The organism is Natronincola ferrireducens, from assembly GCF_900100845.1.
Classification (GTDB): Bacteria; Bacillota; Clostridia; order Peptostreptococcales; family Natronincolaceae; genus Natronincola_B; species Natronincola_B ferrireducens.
The window spans coordinates 54617-71771 of the sequence record NZ_FNFP01000001.1; the positions used below are offsets into that span (position 1 = coordinate 54617).

The 17155-nt window shown below is 39.2% G+C and carries 13 protein-coding genes; 12 read left to right on the plus strand and 1 reads right to left on the minus strand.

The window, feature by feature from the left end:
• The first annotated feature begins 134 nt into the window (after positions 1 to 134).
• Positions 135 to 1130, plus strand: coding sequence for an LCP family protein (locus BLS22_RS00290; RefSeq protein WP_090548645.1), 996 nt, complete (start codon positions 135 to 137; stop codon positions 1128 to 1130).
• Between the two features lie 193 nt (positions 1131 to 1323).
• On the plus strand, positions 1324 to 3111 hold the full coding sequence (locus BLS22_RS00295; protein WP_090548647.1) for a CotH kinase family protein: 1788 nt from the start codon (positions 1324 to 1326) through the stop codon (positions 3109 to 3111).
• A 71-nt stretch (positions 3112 to 3182) separates the two neighbouring features.
• On the opposite strand, the gene murC is transcribed toward BLS22_RS00295, so the two are convergent.
• Positions 3183 to 4568, minus strand: a complete 1386-nt coding sequence (gene murC, locus BLS22_RS00300) for a UDP-N-acetylmuramate--L-alanine ligase (protein WP_330386443.1) — start codon at positions 4566 to 4568, stop codon at positions 3183 to 3185.
• A gap of 265 nt (positions 4569 to 4833) precedes the next feature.
• Here murC and purR point away from each other — a divergent pair, with 265 nt between their 5' ends.
• The 10 genes from purR (at position 4834) to BLS22_RS00350 (ending at position 17124) form a co-directional block, all read left to right on the plus strand.
• Complete coding sequence (gene purR / locus BLS22_RS00305; protein ID WP_090548653.1) at positions 4834 to 5652, plus strand: pur operon repressor; 819 nt, start codon at positions 4834 to 4836, stop codon at positions 5650 to 5652.
• A gap of 137 nt (positions 5653 to 5789) precedes the next feature.
• Positions 5790 to 6095 carry a septation regulator SpoVG gene (gene spoVG / locus BLS22_RS00310; RefSeq protein ID WP_090548656.1) on the plus strand — a complete coding sequence of 102 codons (306 nt, stop codon included), beginning with the start codon at positions 5790 to 5792 and terminating at the stop codon, positions 6093 to 6095.
• Between the two features lie 471 nt (positions 6096 to 6566).
• Positions 6567 to 7946 (plus strand): bifunctional UDP-N-acetylglucosamine diphosphorylase/glucosamine-1-phosphate N-acetyltransferase GlmU, encoded by a 1380-nt coding sequence (gene glmU / locus BLS22_RS00315; protein WP_090548659.1) that lies wholly within the window; start codon positions 6567 to 6569, stop codon positions 7944 to 7946.
• Between the two features lie 5 nt (positions 7947 to 7951).
• Entirely contained in the window at positions 7952 to 8899 is a 948-nt protein-coding gene (locus BLS22_RS00320) for a ribose-phosphate diphosphokinase (protein ID WP_090548662.1), read from the plus strand.
• Between the two features lie 36 nt (positions 8900 to 8935).
• A complete protein-coding gene (gene pth / locus BLS22_RS00325; protein WP_090548665.1) occupies positions 8936 to 9493 on the plus strand; it encodes an aminoacyl-tRNA hydrolase in 558 nt (185 codons plus the stop codon).
• 21 nt (positions 9494 to 9514) lie between these two features.
• Positions 9515 to 9901: a hypothetical protein gene (locus tag BLS22_RS00330; protein WP_090548667.1), complete on the plus strand. Its 387-nt coding sequence runs from the start codon at positions 9515 to 9517 to the stop codon at positions 9899 to 9901.
• A gap of 127 nt (positions 9902 to 10028) precedes the next feature.
• Positions 10029 to 13547, plus strand: a complete 3519-nt coding sequence (gene mfd, locus BLS22_RS00335; protein WP_090548670.1) for a transcription-repair coupling factor — start codon at positions 10029 to 10031, stop codon at positions 13545 to 13547.
• Positions 13548 to 13583: 36 nt separating this feature from the next.
• Positions 13584 to 14552 (plus strand): peptidylprolyl isomerase, encoded by a 969-nt coding sequence (locus BLS22_RS00340; RefSeq protein ID WP_090548674.1) that lies wholly within the window; start codon positions 13584 to 13586, stop codon positions 14550 to 14552.
• A gap of 267 nt (positions 14553 to 14819) precedes the next feature.
• Positions 14820 to 15371, plus strand: coding sequence for a stage V sporulation protein T (gene spoVT / locus BLS22_RS00345; RefSeq protein ID WP_090548677.1), 552 nt, complete (start codon positions 14820 to 14822; stop codon positions 15369 to 15371).
• Between the two features lie 148 nt (positions 15372 to 15519).
• Positions 15520 to 17124, plus strand: coding sequence for a putative polysaccharide biosynthesis protein (locus BLS22_RS00350; protein WP_090548680.1), 1605 nt, complete (start codon positions 15520 to 15522; stop codon positions 17122 to 17124).
• The last annotated feature ends 31 nt before the right edge of the window (positions 17125 to 17155 follow it).

Genomic DNA, 17155 nt, shown 5'->3' on the forward strand with positions numbered 1-17155 from the left:
TTTTAGTTTTGCAAAAGTGGAAAATATGATTAAATTTATCCTGCTGTAGATTTTTATGACATAATTTGATATAATCTAATGCAGGTGTAATGATGCTGATATTGAGAACTAGATGAGATTGGGAAGTGAATAAAATGAAAATTTTTTTAAAAATATTTGGGGTAGCTTTTGTATGCTTTGTTTTATTGTTTGGCAGTATATTTTTTGCCTTTAACACCTTTATGAGGGAAAGATCTCCTAACGACAACTTACCTCCCATAAGGGATACAGAAGGCGCAGACCTTGAGGAGATGGAGCCTGAAATTAAGGACGAGCTTTTACGGGCTGCGGCAGAAAGTCGTCGGATAAATTTTATTGTCCTAGGACTAGAGGGAGTACGAAGTGATACGATGATGTTTATGTCCTTTGATCCAGAAGAAAAGGGACTAGATATTATATCAATACCTAGGGATACTTATTATCCAAGGGTGGGCTATGATGGGCCAGGGAAGGCTAAAATCAATGCAGCCTATGGAGACCATGGGGCAGTTGGTGTAAAGACCGTTGTCAGCGATCTTTTACTTGATATACCCGTGGATTACTATGTTACCATCACCTACAAAGGGGCTGAATCCATTGTCAATGCCATTGGGGGGGTTCCTGTCTATATACCAAAGCCTATGATATATAGGGATGACTATGACAAACCACCTTTAATTATCAACATACCAGCAGGCCAGCAGGTTTTAAATGGGGAGAATGCGGTAAAGTTTTTAAGATACCGTAAACCCACTCCCGGCAGTGGAGGACTGGATAGGGATGGTGATTTAGGAAGAATTCAAGCTCAACAGGAATTTATACAAGCGGCTCTGAAAAAAGCCATGAGCCTAGGGAACTTACCAGGATTGGTCACAAATACCTTTAGATTTGTAAGGACTGATATGGAGCTTCAAAACCTCCTACGACACGCCACAAGTGCGATAGGTCTAAACATGGAAAATGTCACCATGAACGTGCTTCCTGGAGAGGCTAGATATAAAGGTGGTGTATCCTACTACTTTTATGATCCAGTAGAAACCCGAGGACTTTTATTGGATATGTATGGGGTATCTAGAGAAAGTACCGATATACAAGAAAAAGAAGACGAATAAAAGATGGAGATCCTCCATCTTTTTTTTATACCTACCCTCTGTAGAAGTGGTTTGCCCTCTGGGAAAGCGACTTCCACAAAATCATAGATTTTGGGAATCTGCTTTTGGGAATCTGCTTTTAATTGGTAGATAATTCTTTATTTGGTATAATAAACTAGCATTATAGCATTAAATTGTTAGGAGGAATGTAACGGTGAAAGAAAAGTGGAGCCAGTATAAATCTATCATCATTTTAGGAATTATCATCACTTTATTTATAAGTGGTACTGTTTTTTATGAAAAGGGGACAAGCCCTGTTAGTCACTCCCCTAAAGGTGAAAATATTGTTGATGAAGGGGATACTATAGAAGAAGATTCTATAGAAGAAGTTACACCCTTATATTTGTATATGGAGGAAGATAATCTAGAGGATTTATATACGAGGGACCCCCTTGATAGCCAACGACTAGATGGTTATATAAAGCTTTCTCAACAGGAGGGGGAGGAAAGAAGGGTAGAGGTTCGATTCCGCGGTGACAGCACCAGATACCTACCTAAAAAGTCTTTTCATATCCGTTTTGAGGAGGGGCAGGACTTTATCTTTGGCAGCAATAGACTGAACTTAAATGCCTCCTATACAGATCCTTCCTTGATGAGGGAAAAGCTTGCCATGGACATGTTTAAGGAATTGGGATTACCAGCACCTAGGGCAAAATATATTGACCTATATATCAATGATATCTATGAGGGGCTGTATATCCACATAGAAAGGATTGATGAAAACCTATTAAAAAATGCAGGCTTAAACCCAAATGGAACCTTGGTTAGGGATGAATTTATAAGAAACATAGATAAAGAGGAAATAGACCGAAGCTCTTTATTTGGCTATAATATCGACAGTATAGAAGAAAAAGAAGACTTTTTAAAGGAAAATTTTGATTATCGCAATAAACCTGATTGGGGTGCTTTAGCCCAGCTTGCCAGCTGGATATATGATACACCAGCAGGAGAAGAATTTTATAGGGGATTTCAAGAGAAATTTTATCTCGAGGAATTTATAGACTGGTTGGCTATTCATTTCCTTATAGGGGATGTAGACTCCTTTGGAGATGATTATTGGCTCTACATTGACCACCAGGCTCCTAATGGGAGGTGGAGGCTTATACCTTGGGATAAGGATTTAACCTTCGGTTCCACCTTTAGACCGGGGGAATATGTGGACAATAATTTTTTTGCCTACGAATATCATATGATTCAGCACGGACACCGTAACAATGATATCATAACAAAATTTATGACGACAGATGAACTAAGGCAGAAGCTTTACGATAGAATGGAGTACCTTATGGAGGAAACATTTTCCCCTAACTACTTTAAGAGAAAAACTTCAAACCTTAGGAAAGCCATTGAGGACAGCGTTGGCATTCAACCATCTGAAGAAGCCTTTCGTCTTCATTCCCAGAATCATCATGGGGACTTAGGAGATGATGACTACTATATAGAAAATATATTGGATTTTATAGAGCTGAGGTATGGGTATTTAAAAACCCATATTAAACAGGACAAAAGAGATAGGTATAGGGCTGAAATCCAGTTAGCCAATTATAAAGCAGGAGATACCCTATACTTTACAGATGGTAGAGGATGGACCATGGGAAAATTAGAAGTCCATGCTATAAAGGGGGGAGATAGTATCCTTATGGAGGTAGAAGAAATAGAGGACATCCTCCCCATCAATAGGCTATGGAAAATCACCACCAACGCTGAAAAAATCTCTGGACAATTAACCCTTTACTATCGGAATGACATCTATTACTTTGGTAGAGAAAATTGGTATCATGAAGATAGCCCCCTAGGCAACCAGTGGAGCTTGGTGATAGGACGATACAACAAAGGAGAAATAGAAACCCTAGAATCCACAGTAAACCCCTATTCCAATAAAGTAACCACCACCATAGAACTAAAAAATCAAGAAGAATTAATCATGACCTACCAACAGTAGGCCAATACAAAAGCCGAAGGGAATTTTTCCCCTCGGCTTGTATTTTCTTTATCTTCCTCTACAAATTACGGCTACTGAAATTTGTTAAGTAGCATTTCTCCAATTTTATAGACATCTCCAGCCCCCATGGTCAACACCAAATCCCCTGGTTGAATGTTTTCATAAACATAATCAACAATTTCCTCAAAGTCCTCCATATATCTAGCCCCTAGCTTGGGGTCCATCAAGGAAACCAGCTTTTTACTACTAACCTCACAATCCTCTGGCTCCCTAGCGGCATAGATATCGGTAATAATGATGTAATCTGCTGAACCAAAGGCATCGGCAAACTCCTTCAATAAAGCCTTTGTACGACTATAGGTATGGGGTTGAAATATGGCCCATATTTTTTTATGGGGATATTGTTTGGCCGCCTCCAGGGTAGCCTTAATTTCAACAGGATGATGGGCATAATCATCTACAATTTTAGCACCCTTTACATCCCCTAATATATCAAAACGTCGATGGATACCATGATAACGTTTAAGATTTTCAGCAATTTTTCCAGTATCTATTCCCAGTATATGGGAGGTGGCAATAGAAGCTAAGGCATTATAAACATTATGAACACCAGGAATACTCAAATGAAAATCGCCAAAGTCCTCACCCCTATAAGTAACCTTAAACATAGGATGACCTTCCCTATCAAAGATAATATCCTTTGCCATAAAATCCGAAGGAATGTTAATCCCGTAGGTGATGACATTACAATTCCCAACACCATATACCTCCCTTACATTAGAATCATCGTTACAGGCCACCAGAAAGCCCTCCTGGGGGATAAGCTTCACAAAGCTTCTAAAGGCTTCTTTAATATGATCTAAATCCCTATAATAATCCAAATGATCCTCATCAATGTTTAAAATAATTCCAATGAAGGGAAAAAGTTTTAAAAAGCTTTCAACATACTCGCAGGCCTCTGTAATAAAATGCTGGCTCTTACCGATTTTTATATTGCCCCCAATATCATCTAATTCTCCACCCACCAAAATGGTTGGGTCTAGATCAGCATATTCTAGCAAAAGAGATACTAAAGAAGTGGTGGTGGTTTTACCATGACTTCCTGCTACTGCAATAGCCTTTTCATACTTCTTCATAATTTGACCCAGCATTTCTGCCCGGTCCACTTGAGGAATATTTAATTCCTCTGCCCTAACCCGCTCGGGATTAATGCTTTTAATGGCAGCACTATAGACAACCAAGTCGGGATTTTGAATATTTTCTGCTCTATGACCAATAAAAATCTCGGCACCATGACGTTTTAATTTATCCACTATATTGGATTGTTTAATATCTGATCCCGATACACGATAACCATGATTTAAAAGAACCTCTGCAATAGCACTCATACTAATACCACCAATACCAATTAAATGAATATGATGAATTTTATGCTCACTCAAATCAAAAGAAATCACAATCTTCTCTCCTTTACAAAAAGATAGTTCTATTACTATTATTGACATTTTTATACCTTTATATAAAACCTTCTCTACATCTACAAATACTCCCTTTATATTAATACGAAACTATGTTCAATATAATAACATAAAAAAAAGAATAAGCATACTAATTTTAATAGAGCCTAGACCATGATGGGAAAAAATTTGTTGTGCTTTCAAAAAAAAACGAATAAAATAGATAATAAATAAAAAAACATTCAGTTTTGGAGGCGTGAAGTTAATGGAAAAATTAAAAAGGAATGAAAGAATCGCTGCCATAATGAAAATTCTTGGGGATCAGCCTAATAAAATATTCACCTTAAATTATTTCACGGAAATGTTTACTGCTGCAAAGTCCACCATAAGTGAAGATATTGTAGTAGTAAAACAAGCTATGGAAAAAATGAATTTAGGAAAGATTCAAACAATTTCAGGGGCAGCTGGGGGAGTAAAATACATTCCCCTTACTACAAAGGCTCAAAACAGAAAAATCCTACAGGAGACTGTCCAGTACTTATCTAAACCCGAAAGGATTCTTCCTGGAGGATTTTTATATATGGCGGACATTATTTATTCTCCCACCATTATGCATCAACTAGCGGCTGTTTTCGCCAGTCAGTTTGACTATAAAGAGGTGGACTATATTATTACTGTAGAAACCAAAGGAATACCTTTGGCCATGATGGTGGCGAAGGCCATGAACTTACCTCTTGTTATTCTTAGGAGGGATAGCAAGGTAACCGAAGGCTCCACCGTTAGTATCAACTATGTTTCTGGTTCCAGTGGAAAGATTCAAAAAATGTCGTTATCCCGTAGGGCTATTCCGCCTAATTCTAGAGTTATTATCATTGATGATTTTATGAAGGCAGGGGGAACAGCTAGAGGAATGATGGATATGATGAAGGAATTTGACACCCAGGTGGAGGACATTGGCGTATTGATTGCCACTAAGGAGCCTGATACAAAGCTGGTGAAAGATTATATTCCCCTCCTTATTTTAGATGAAGAAAACCTAAAAGAAGGGATTATTCATATACAACCTAATCCGAATCTCATATAAATTTACAAAAAACATAAAAAAATTAAGAAATTTATAAATATTTAAGAAGGAAAACAGGAATTAATGGAGAATAAAGGTAATTAATTGCAATTGTGGTACAATTTAGTATAGACATAAGGGAAGGTGGTGAGTGACAGGTGGAAGTAACAGATGTAAGAATTAGAAAGGTAGCTGCTGAGGGGAAGATGAAGGCTATCGTTTCCGTTACTTTTGATAATGAGTTTGTTGTACATGACATCAAAATTATCGAAGGACAAAATGGATTGTTTATCGCGATGCCTAGCAGAAAGATGGGGGAAGGAGACTTTAGAGATATAGCTCACCCTATCAATTCTGACACAAGATTCAAAATTCAAGATGCTATATTTACAGAATACGAAAAAATCAATGAAGAATGTGAAGTAGAAGAAGTTGAAACCCTAGGACAAGTTAACGAAGCATAGCACCAACAGAAGCCTTGCTATAAAAGGGCTTCTTTTTTTATGGTTGCAGGAAGTTTTAGGGGAAGTTAAATTTGTTAAAAAGGGTTTATTATTTGTTTGAAATATAATAAACTATTATAGGGATACTGCTGGAAAAACAAATTTAAAATTAAAAATGGAAAATGAAAAACTAAAACATTTTTTAAAAGCAATGAATACCGAACTTAAGTTAGTGAATAATGAACAAAAAAAAGCTTTAATGAATAGTGAACAATGAATAATGAATAATGAAGGACAAAATCTTAAAGACTAAAACATAACAAAATTAATCTCTGAAGCTTTCAAAGAATATTTTGTTTTAATCCTATGAAATTTTCTGTAGTTTAAGACAAGGGGACTTTATTAGTATTGAGGATTTTAAAAGTTTTAATTATTCATTATTAATTATTCATTATTAATTCCGCCCAAAGGGCGATAACAGGTGGTGAAAAAATGAAATTACAGGCAATTATACTGGCGGCAGGTGCTGGTACCCGTATGAAGTCAAAGCTTCCAAAGGTACTCCATAGGGTTTGTGGTCAAACAATGCTTCAGCATGTTATAGATACGTGTCGTCAATCTGGCATAGAAGATTCGATTGTAGTTGTAGGCCATGGTGCTGAAGAAGTAAAAAACAGCCTAGACCAAGGTATGAAAACCGTCCTCCAAAGCCAGCAGCTGGGGACAGGTCATGCTGTTATGATGGCCCATGATCTCATTCTGGAGGAGGGCACCGTAGTAGTCCTCAATGGTGATGGACCATTGATTACAGAAGAAACCCTAGGACAGCTATTGGCTTATCATCAAGAAAAGGGTTGTAGTGCAACGGTCTTGACAACAGAATTAGAAAATCCCCATGGCTATGGGCGAATTATGAGAACCACAGCCAATGGTCTCGACAAAATTGTGGAGGAAAAGGATGCCACACTGGAGGAAAAGGCTGTCAAGGAGATTAATTCCGGTCTTTATTGCTTTGATGCAAAAACCCTCAGGGAGGCACTACCTAAGATCAGCAACAATAATAAGCAAAAAGAATACTACTTAACCGATGCTCTTACCATTATGAAGGAAATGGGAAAAGAAGTAGGTGTCTACAAGACCCCCCATTATGAAGATATTATGGCAGTAAACTCTAGGGTGCAATTGGCGGAAGTAGAAGAAATTATGCGGAGAAGAATCGCTAAGAAGCATATGGAGCAGGGTGTCACCATCATTAACCCCAACCATACCTACATTGAAAAAACAGTGGTTATTTCACCAGACACTATTCTTTATCCAGGTGTAATCCTAAGGGGCAATACCATCATAGGAGAGGATTGCAGTATAGGTGCCGATAGTCGGATAGAAAATTCCACCATAGGAAAAGGGACAACCATCCACAACTCTACGATTTTAGACAGCCTGGTGGATGAGCATACCACCATAGGACCCTATGCCTATTTAAGACCTAAAAGTCAGATAGGAAAACACGTAAAAATAGGGGATTTTGTTGAAGTAAAAAATGCCATTATCGGGGACTATTCTAAAGCCTCCCATTTAGCTTATATAGGAGATGCAGAGGTGGGTAGCCATGTGAATATAGGCTGTGGTGTTGTATTTGTCAATTACGATGGCAAGAACAAGCATAAAACCATTGTCAAGGACTATGCTTTTATTGGTAGCAATGCCAACTTAATAGCCCCTGTGACAGTGGAGGAATCTGGATATGTCGCCAGTGGCTCCACCATTACCAAGAAGGTGGAGCAAGGTGCCTTAGCAGTAAGCCGCAGCCGTCAAGAAAACAAAGAAGGCTGGGTAAAACGTAAGGGTTTATTGAAAACAAAGGAGGAGTAAAAAAAGTGAACACCAGTGGTAATCAGATAAAAATATTTTGTGGTAATGCTAACCCAGAATTAGCAAGAGAGATTGCTAGTGAGATAGGCATTCCCCTTGGAAATTGTGAAGTAGGAACCTTCAGTGACGGAGAAATTGCTGTTAATATCAACGAAACCGTTAGGGGAGCTGACTTATTTGTGGTACAGCCCACCCACCCTCCAGTAAATGATAATTTAATGGAGTTGTTGATCCTAATAGACGCCTTTAAAAGGGCTTCGGCAGGAAGGATTACAGCTGTACTGCCCTACTACGGCTATGCCCGTCAGGATCGGAAAGCAAAGGCTAGAGATCCTATTACAGCTAAGCTAGTGGCGGATCTATTGACAACAGCTGGAGCCGATAGGGTGTTAACGATGGATTTACATGCTTCTCAAATTCAGGGCTATTTTGATATTCCTTTAGACCATCTATTAGGTGTACCTATATTAGCAAAATACTTTATCAAAAAGAATGTTCAAGACTTGGTTGTTGTCTCCCCTGATCTAGGTAGTGTTACAAGGGCTAGAAATTTTGCCAATCATTTAGATGCCCCCATCGCTATCATTGACAAGCGGAGACCGAAGGCAAATGTTTCTGAGGTTATGAACATCATTGGTGAAGTAGAGGGTAAAAACGTTATCCTGATTGATGATATGATTGATACCGCTGGTACTATTACTCAAGGAGCCAATGCCCTAAAGGAATTTGGAGCCAAGGAGGTTTATGCCTGCTGTACCCATCCTGTATTATCTGGTCCCGCCATTGAAAGAATACAAAATTCCGCTATTAAGGAACTAATTGTTACCAACACCATCAGTCTTCCAGAGGAAAAAAAGATTGATAAAATACAGGTGATGTCAGTGGCACCTATTATTGCAGAAGCTATTCAAAGGATCTACAAAAACATTTCTGTAAGTCGGTTGTTTGACTAAACCCAACCTCCATAGGAAGAATAGGAGGCATTATAAATGTATATTATTGCAGGTCTGGGAAACCCAGGGAAAAGATACGATGGTACCCGACATAATGTGGGCTTTGAAGCCATAGACCTACTGGCCCATCGTAATGGTATAAAGGTAAACAAGCTTAAGCACAAAGCCCTCTATGGAGAAGGTTTCTGGGGTGGTGAGAAGGTTGTCCTCGTAAAACCCCAAACCTTTATGAACCTAAGTGGAGAAAGCCTTCGAGATATGATGGAGTTTTATAAGCTGGATATAAAAAATCTTATTGTTATTTATGACGATGTTGATATAGAGGTGGGGACCCTCAGAATACGACAAAAAGGCAGCTCTGGAAGTCATAATGGTATGAAATCCATTATCCATCAACTGCAGTCCCATGACTTTCCAAGGATACGGATTGGTATAGGAAAGCCTCAATATGGGGACTTGGCCGATTATGTCCTGGGAAGATTTTCAAAGGAGGAAATTTCTCCTACAGTGGAGGCTATAGAAAGGGCGGCCTTGGCAGTGGAATCCATTGTAAAGGAAGGTATAGAACTGGCCATGAACCGATACAATGGATAGCTAAAAAGAGGAGTAAAACCTATGATAACCACCATCATGGCAGGCATATTGTCGGCTATACTTGCTTATTTATGTAATAAGGTGATTTTAAAATCCTTTAGAGACGAAGGACTTACAATTTTAGTACCTCTTTTGGAGGAGATGGCAAAGACCACCTTTGCCCTCCTCCTTAAAACCAATATGATAGGAACCCATTTCATCTTTGGATGTATTGAAGGAATTTACGATATCATTACTTCTTCAAAAAGAATAGGAAAATGGGCTGCTGTGGCTAGTATCCTTAGCCATAGCTTTTTTGGCATGGTCACCTATCTAACCTATACAAGAACCAAGCAGGCTTTAATAGCCATTATACTGTCTTGGATTCTCCACAGCGGATGGAATTGGTATGTAGTAAAAAAATTATAACTAAATTAACATGTCCCCCCGCCTCTATAGGCGGTGGGTTCCACTTAATTTTTTCAGGGGAAGTTCAATCCTCCACTGAAATCGTTGAATAACGGGGAAAGCCCTTATTGAAAGAGCAGGTGCAAAAATGAAGAAAAACATACTATTATCACCAATGGAACGTTCACTACAATATATACAGCTATTAGAAGCTTTAAAGGGGCATATGACCCCTGTGGGAGTCCATGGATTAAACGATTCACAAAAATCCCACTTGATTTATGGGGTTTTCGAAGGCTTAAATCGTCAGATTTGTCTATTAACTTATAGTGAATTAGAGGCACAACAAATTTATCAGGATCTGAAGTTTTATCTAAAGGAGGAAGTCCTTTTTTTCCCATCAAAGGATGTTGTTTTTTATGATATAGAAGCTATTGGAGATGAAGTTAAGGAGGAAAGAATAAAAACCCTTGACAGGCTGGTGAAGGGAGGACCTGCTATTGTAGTAGCTTCCATAGAAGCACTGCTTTTAAAGATAACTCCTCCACATATCTATAAAAAATATCAATTGACATTAAAGGTTGGGGAAACCCTTGACCTCCATCAAATTATCGAAACCTTTATCATGCAGGGCTACGAAAGAACTGAACGGGTGGATACCAAAGGTCAGTTCAGTATTCGAGGTGGAATCATAGATATTTTTCCGTTGACAGAGGAAAATCCCCTTCGAATAGAGCTTTTTGATGATGAAGTTGACTCCATCCGCTATTTCCATGGAGATACCCAGAAGTCTATTGAAAAAGTTCAACAAATAAAGATCTATCCTGCCACAGAGATTATTATAGAAACCCAAAATCATAATGAAGTCATTGGTAAGCTATCCCAAGAATTAAAAAGTACCCTAAAAAAGCTGGATTCAGCCCCAGGGGAAAAGCTACAGCTGAAAATAGGGGAAGTGATGGAAAAGCTCTCTACCCTAGGGAACTTTGAAGGTATCCAACGGTTTTTGCCCTATATCTATGAAAAGACCGGCTCCCTCTTAGATTATCTTCAGGGGGAGGCAGTAGTGATGCTTGATGAACCCGATAGGGGGAAGGAAAAAATCAAGGACTTCCATGAGGAATTTCGAGAAAATTTCAAAACCCTGTTGGAACGGGGGGAGGTTTTGCCCGGCCAGGGGAACTTATTGTTTACCTATGACGATATCCTTAGAAGCCTAAAAAACCGTAGCCTTGTTACCTCCAGTCTTTTACCCAAAAATCATCCAGATTTTCAGCCTAAGGAGATTATTAACTTTACCTCAAGACCTGTACAGACCTTCCATGGGAAAATGAACCTTCTGTTGCCAGAGATAAAAAACCTTGTAAAAAAAGGCTATAAAACTGTACTGGTGACAGCCACCAAGGAAAAGGCGTTAAAATTAATGGAAACCTTTAGGGAGCAAGGAATTCCTGTGGATTTTACAGTGAAGGAGGGGGATGCCCTGCCGGCTAGCAGGGTCACCATTCTACAGGGAAACCTTTATCGAGGCTTTGAGTATGTAGATGTAAAATATATTCTTATCACAGATTATGAAATCTACGGTGTTCATAAAAAGAAGAAGCAAAAAATTAAACGAAAAGATGCAGCCCCCATTAAGTCCTTTATCGATTTAAAGGTGGGGGACTATGTAGTCCACGAGGGTCATGGTATTGGTAAATATATCGGTATAGAGGAGTTAAAGGTAGAGGGAATAAAGAAGGACTATTTAAAAATCCGTTATTCTGGAGAAGATAATCTTTACGTTCCGACAGACCAGATGGATTTAATACAAAAATATATCGGTGCCGATGATAAAACCCCGAAGCTCAACAAGCTAGGGGGGACAGAATGGGTTAAAACAAAGGCAAAGGCTAAAAAGGCCATTGAGGATATGGCAAAGGATCTTTTGAAACTCTATGCCGAAAGGGAAGAAAGTAAAGGCTATGGCTTCTCCCGGGATACCGATTGGCAAAAACAGTTTGAATACCTCTTTCCCTATGAAGAAACCCCTGATCAGCTAAGGGCTATTCAAGAAGTAAAAGAAGACATGGAGCAGGAGCGCCCCATGGATAGACTTCTATGTGGGGATGTGGGTTATGGAAAAACAGAGATAGCCATTAGAGCAGCCTTTAAGGCTGTGATGGATAGCAAACAGGTGGCTCTACTGGTTCCCACCACCATTTTAGCCCAGCAGCATTATAATAATTTCAAGGAACGATTTTCTGGGTTTCCTGTAACCGTAGATATGTTAAGTCGTTTTAGAACAGCCGCCCAGCAAAAACAAACCTTAGAAAATGTTAGAACAGGAAACGTAGACATCCTTATTGGGACCCACCGGATTTTATCCAAGGATATAGCCTTCAAGGATTTAGGCCTCTTAATCGTAGATGAAGAGCAACGATTTGGTGTAAAGCATAAGGAGGTCCTAAAACAGCTGAAACAGTCTGTAGATGTCCTGACCCTAACGGCTACACCTATCCCCCGTACCCTCCATATGTCTATGATAGGAATAAGGGATATGAGTGTTATTGAAGATCCTCCAGAGGAAAGGTATCCCGTCCAAACCTATGTTGCCGGATACAATGAAGCCTTGATAGGGGATGCCATTGGCAGGGAAATTGTAAGGGGTGGACAGGTATACTATGTTTACAATCGGGTACAGGGAATTCATCAGGTGGCGGCAAGATTAGGGACTTTGGTACCCCAAGCCAGAATAGCTGTTGCCCACGGTCAGATGAGTGAGCGGCAGCTGGAAAAGCTTATGCTGGAATACTATCATGGTGAATATGATGTATTGGTATGCACCACCATTATCGAAACGGGATTGGATATTGCCAATGTCAATACTATTATTATACAGGATGCTGATAGACTAGGGCTTTCCCAGCTTTATCAGCTCAGGGGAAGGGTAGGAAGGTCTAATCGTCAAGGCTATGCCTATTTATTGTACGAAAAGGATAAAATTCTTTCAGAGGTGGCAGAAAAACGGTTAAAGGCCATCAAGGAGTTTACAGAATTTGGCTCAGGATTTAAGATTGCCATGAGGGATTTAGAAATCCGTGGAGCCGGAAACCTTTTAGGCTCAGAGCAGCATGGACATATGGCTTCTATTGGCTACGACCTTTATGTGAAGCTATTGGAGGAAACCATAGGAGAGCTAAAGGGACAAGTAATAGAAAAATACGAGGATACCATGATGGAGCTCAACGTAGATGCCTATATTTCAGAAAAGTACATTTCTAACCAAAGCCATAAAATAGAGATCTATAAGAAAATAGCCTCCATTCGAAACCAAGAGGATATGTACATGATAGAGGAAGAGATAGAGGATCGCTTTGGTGACATTCCTTTAAGTGCTAGAAACCTACTATTGATTTCCTACATTAAGGCTTTAGCCAAAAACTTAAAAATCCAGTATATTTCCCAAAAAGACAAACAAATCAAGATTCAGTTTAAGGAGGGTAAAGTCCTAAGACCAGAATACATTGTAGAGCTGATGGACCAGTATCGATGGAAGCTTAGTATCCATGGAGGGGACCAACCCCATTTCCTTTATAAAGTCCAGACCCAAGACCAAAACAGGGTACTGATGGACCTAAAAGACATCATAGAAAAAATTAGTGGTTTAAAAAAGACAGAAAGTTAGATATAATAGAAGAAGAATGAATAGGAGTTGATAAAAATGAGTGGGAGAAAAACCAGAAAAAAACTAATCCTGGTAGCAATGTTATTAATAGCAGCACTACTTTTTACTGCATGTTCTAGCCCCCAAAAGATTTCAGAGGATGCTGTAGCGGTGGTTAATGGAACCAATATTCCCATGGAGGAATTTGAAAAGCTTTTGGCATTACAACGAATTGAGTACGAAATGATGTATGGACCAGATATCCTTACCCAAGATTTAGGAACGGGGATGACCCTTTTAGATACGATTAAAAAAGGTGTTTTAGAAAACCTAGTTAAAAGTGAAATTCTTTTACAGGAAGCCATGAAAAATAATATCACTGTAGAAGATGAAGACATTGAAGAAGCCTATAACTCCTATGTGGAGCATATGGAAGGAAACGAAGATCTCAAGGTGTTTACAGAGGAAAATAATATCGATGAAGCCTTTGTCAGAAAGGAAATGAAAAAGAATCTAATCATTCATAGATATAGAGACTTTTATTTTGAAAACCTAGAAATTGACGAAGCAGCAGCAGAGGCCTACTATGGGGACAATCCTCTAGAGTTTGTAAGCAAAGTAAGTGCAAAGCACATTTTAGTACTGGCTGCAACAGAAGATGCTGAAGGTAAGGCAGAGGAGCTACTAAGCAAAATCAACAATGAAGAAGAATTTTCAGCCTTATTTGAACAATATGTGGAAGCAGCAGCGGGAGATGAAATTATCGCAGAGGAATTAGGCTACTTTGGAAGACAGCAAATGGTTCCAGAATTTGAAGCAGCTGCCTTCTCCTTAAACCCTGGGGAAATCAGTGATATTGTACAAACCTCATTTGGATACCATATTATTTTGGTAGAAGATAAGGAAACCTATTCATTTGAAGAAATGAAGGACTATATAATTCAATTTCTGAAGCAGAAGGATTTTGAAATTCATATAGGGGAATTAGAGGAAAAATCAAATATTACTAAGCGAGAAGAGCTATAATAAATAAAGACAGGTGCTGAAGCACCTGTTCTTTATTTTAGGCTATGTTAAAGGTAGACGTATTCTATAAATAAAACTATGACAAGATATTGAGGGATTGTCACGCTGAGGCGATGGATATCAAGGATTCATAGGATGTAAAAATCAACAATAGGGTTTAACAGAGGCTTGTTTTTAAAAAGTAAAATTGTTCCAATGAATAAAAAACAAAGATTGGTAAAATACTATGATTACACTAAATTTTACTTTAGCTAGGAGGGAATGGTAGTGAAAGCGACTGGAATAGTAAGACGCATAGATGATTTGGGAAGAGTAGTCATTCCTAAGGAAATTAGAAGAACCTTAAGAATTAGAGAAGGAGATCCTCTTGAGATATTTACTGACCGTGAAGGTGAGGTTATTTTAAAAAAATATTCTCCAATAGGGGAGCTCAGTGAGTTTGCCACAGAGTATGCAGAATCATTGCAGGAATCACTAGGGCATATTGCAATTATAACCGATAGAGATACTATTATAGCCGTAGCTGGACACTCGAAAAAAGAATATTTAGAGAAACGAGTAAGCAAAACCCTAGAACGTATGATGGAGGAAAGAGAGCCCATTGTATTGAACGAGGGGGAACAAATGTATCCTATAGCTGTCGATGAAGGAGAGGATGGCAAATATACAGCACAGGTAATAGCTCCTATTATTACCCAGGGAGACCCTATCGGAACCGTCATTATTTGTTCCAAAAACAGTGGCGTAAACATGGGTGAGGTTGAGAAGAAGATAGCAGCAACAGCTGCAGCCTTTTTATCCAAACAAATGGAACAATAGAAAAATCTAGCTCCGTAAAGGCGGGGCTGTTTTTTTTATGTAAAGTCTGCTATAATCAATAGGTAATTGTGGAGATGGGTCTTGGCATTCTGTGTTGTTGACCTTGTCCTTGATTGTATCTTAACGTTAATATTGTGGAGGAATTGTGATGAAGAAGGATACCTTTTTAAAGGGTGCAGTGATTTTAGGTGCTGCAGGCATGATTGTAAAAGTAATGGGAGCATTTTTTAGAATTCCATTGGGAAGAATTCTTGAATCAGAAGGTCTAGGCTATTATCAAGTAGGTTACACTGTTTTTAATCTTTTATTAGCCTTTACTGCTGCAGGCTTTCCCACAGCCATATCTAAATTAGTTTCGGAAAAACGGGCGAAAGGAGATTATCAAGGAGCCCATAAAATATTTAAGACATCTTTTTATCTGTTGGTGGGATTAGGAGGGATAGGTTCCATTGCTTTAGCTCTGTTAACATCATTTTTAGTCACCAACGTATTCCAAAGTCCCAACACCTATTATGCTGTACTAGCATTATCGCCAGCTGTATTTTTTGTTGCCGTGCTAGCATCCTTTAGGGGCTATTTCCAAGGGATGAAGGATATGAAACCCACTGCTATTTCTCAAATAGTAGAGCAGGCAGGGAAGGTATTATTTGGCCTATCCTTGGCGATAGTACTATTAAGACGCTTCGACATAGCATACGCAGCTGGTGGTGCCTCCTTTGGAACAGGCATCGGTGCAGCTTTTGCCCTAGTGATGATGGTATTTCTTTATCGTAAAAGGAAAGATAAAATTTTTCCTGCAGAGGGACAAGCAATAGATGCTGAAGAGGAAACCTCTGAGGAGATTGTTAAAAACCTTTTAAAAATTGCTATTCCTATTGCCATAGGAGCAGCGGTGATGCCCCTAATTAATATTGTAGACACTTTTGTAGTATTGAGGAGATTACAGGCTATCGGTTATAGTGTTGAAGAAGCCACCAGTCTTTATGGACAGCTACAGGGCATGGCAAACACCTTGGTGAACCTGCCACAGGTCTTGACGGTAGCATTGGCCATGAGTATTGTCCCGGTTATTTCTGAATCCGCCGCCACAAATGACTGGCAAGCTGTCAGAGGAGATACAAAGTCAGCCTTAAGGGTGGCTCTGTTGATAGGATTACCAGCCTCCGTGGGATTGGCGGTATTATCCACCCCCATCATGAGGATGCTGTTCCCTGCAGAGCCGGCAACTGTGGGACAGATTTTGCTTTTCCTTGCATTTGCAGTAACCTTTTTAGCTCCCCTCCAGACCTTAACGGGGGTATTACAGGGTCTAGGGAAACCAGATGTACCTGTAAAAAATCTAATGGTGGGAGCCGCCTTTAAATTTGTTGTTACCTATGGACTGACGGGTATACCAGCACTGAATGTTAAGGGGGCGGCTATAGGAACTGTAACTGCCTATATGGTAGCCTTTTTCCTAAACTTTTTAGCCGTGAAAAAAGAAACAAATGTTACCTTTGAGATCCAGCAGTTTGTTATAAAACCTATACTATCGGTGACAACCATGGGATTTGTTGTATATGCTTTATACAGACAGCTATACCCCTTCCTTGGCAACAGCTTATCTACAGTAGGATCCATCGCTGTAGGAGCCGCTGTTTATGGAATCATGCTACTAAAAACCCAAACCATCATTAAGGAAGACTTCGACCTACTACCTGGTGGAGGGAAATTGTTAAAAGTGCTTCATAAGATGAAACTTATCAAGGAATAAGGTTGAGGCTTTTGTAAGAAGGGAGTGAATA

Bases quoted from the DNA above. Each gene is read 5' to 3' on its own strand.
- BLS22_RS00290 (WP_090548645.1), top strand. From the start codon at position 135: ATGAAAATTTTTTTAAAAATATTTGGGGTAGCTTTTGTATGCTTTGTT.
- purR (WP_090548653.1), top strand. From the start codon at position 4,834: ATGGAAAAATTAAAAAGGAATGAAAGAATCGCTGCCATAATGAAAATT.
- glmU (WP_090548659.1), top strand. From the start codon at position 6,567: ATGAAATTACAGGCAATTATACTGGCGGCAGGTGCTGGTACCCGTATG.
- pth (WP_090548665.1), top strand. From the start codon at position 8,936: ATGTATATTATTGCAGGTCTGGGAAACCCAGGGAAAAGATACGATGGT.
- BLS22_RS00330 (WP_090548667.1), top strand. From the start codon at position 9,515: ATGATAACCACCATCATGGCAGGCATATTGTCGGCTATACTTGCTTAT.
- mfd (WP_090548670.1), top strand. From the start codon at position 10,029: ATGAAGAAAAACATACTATTATCACCAATGGAACGTTCACTACAATAT.
- BLS22_RS00340 (WP_090548674.1), top strand. From the start codon at position 13,584: ATGAGTGGGAGAAAAACCAGAAAAAAACTAATCCTGGTAGCAATGTTA.
- BLS22_RS00350 (WP_090548680.1), top strand. From the start codon at position 15,520: ATGAAGAAGGATACCTTTTTAAAGGGTGCAGTGATTTTAGGTGCTGCA.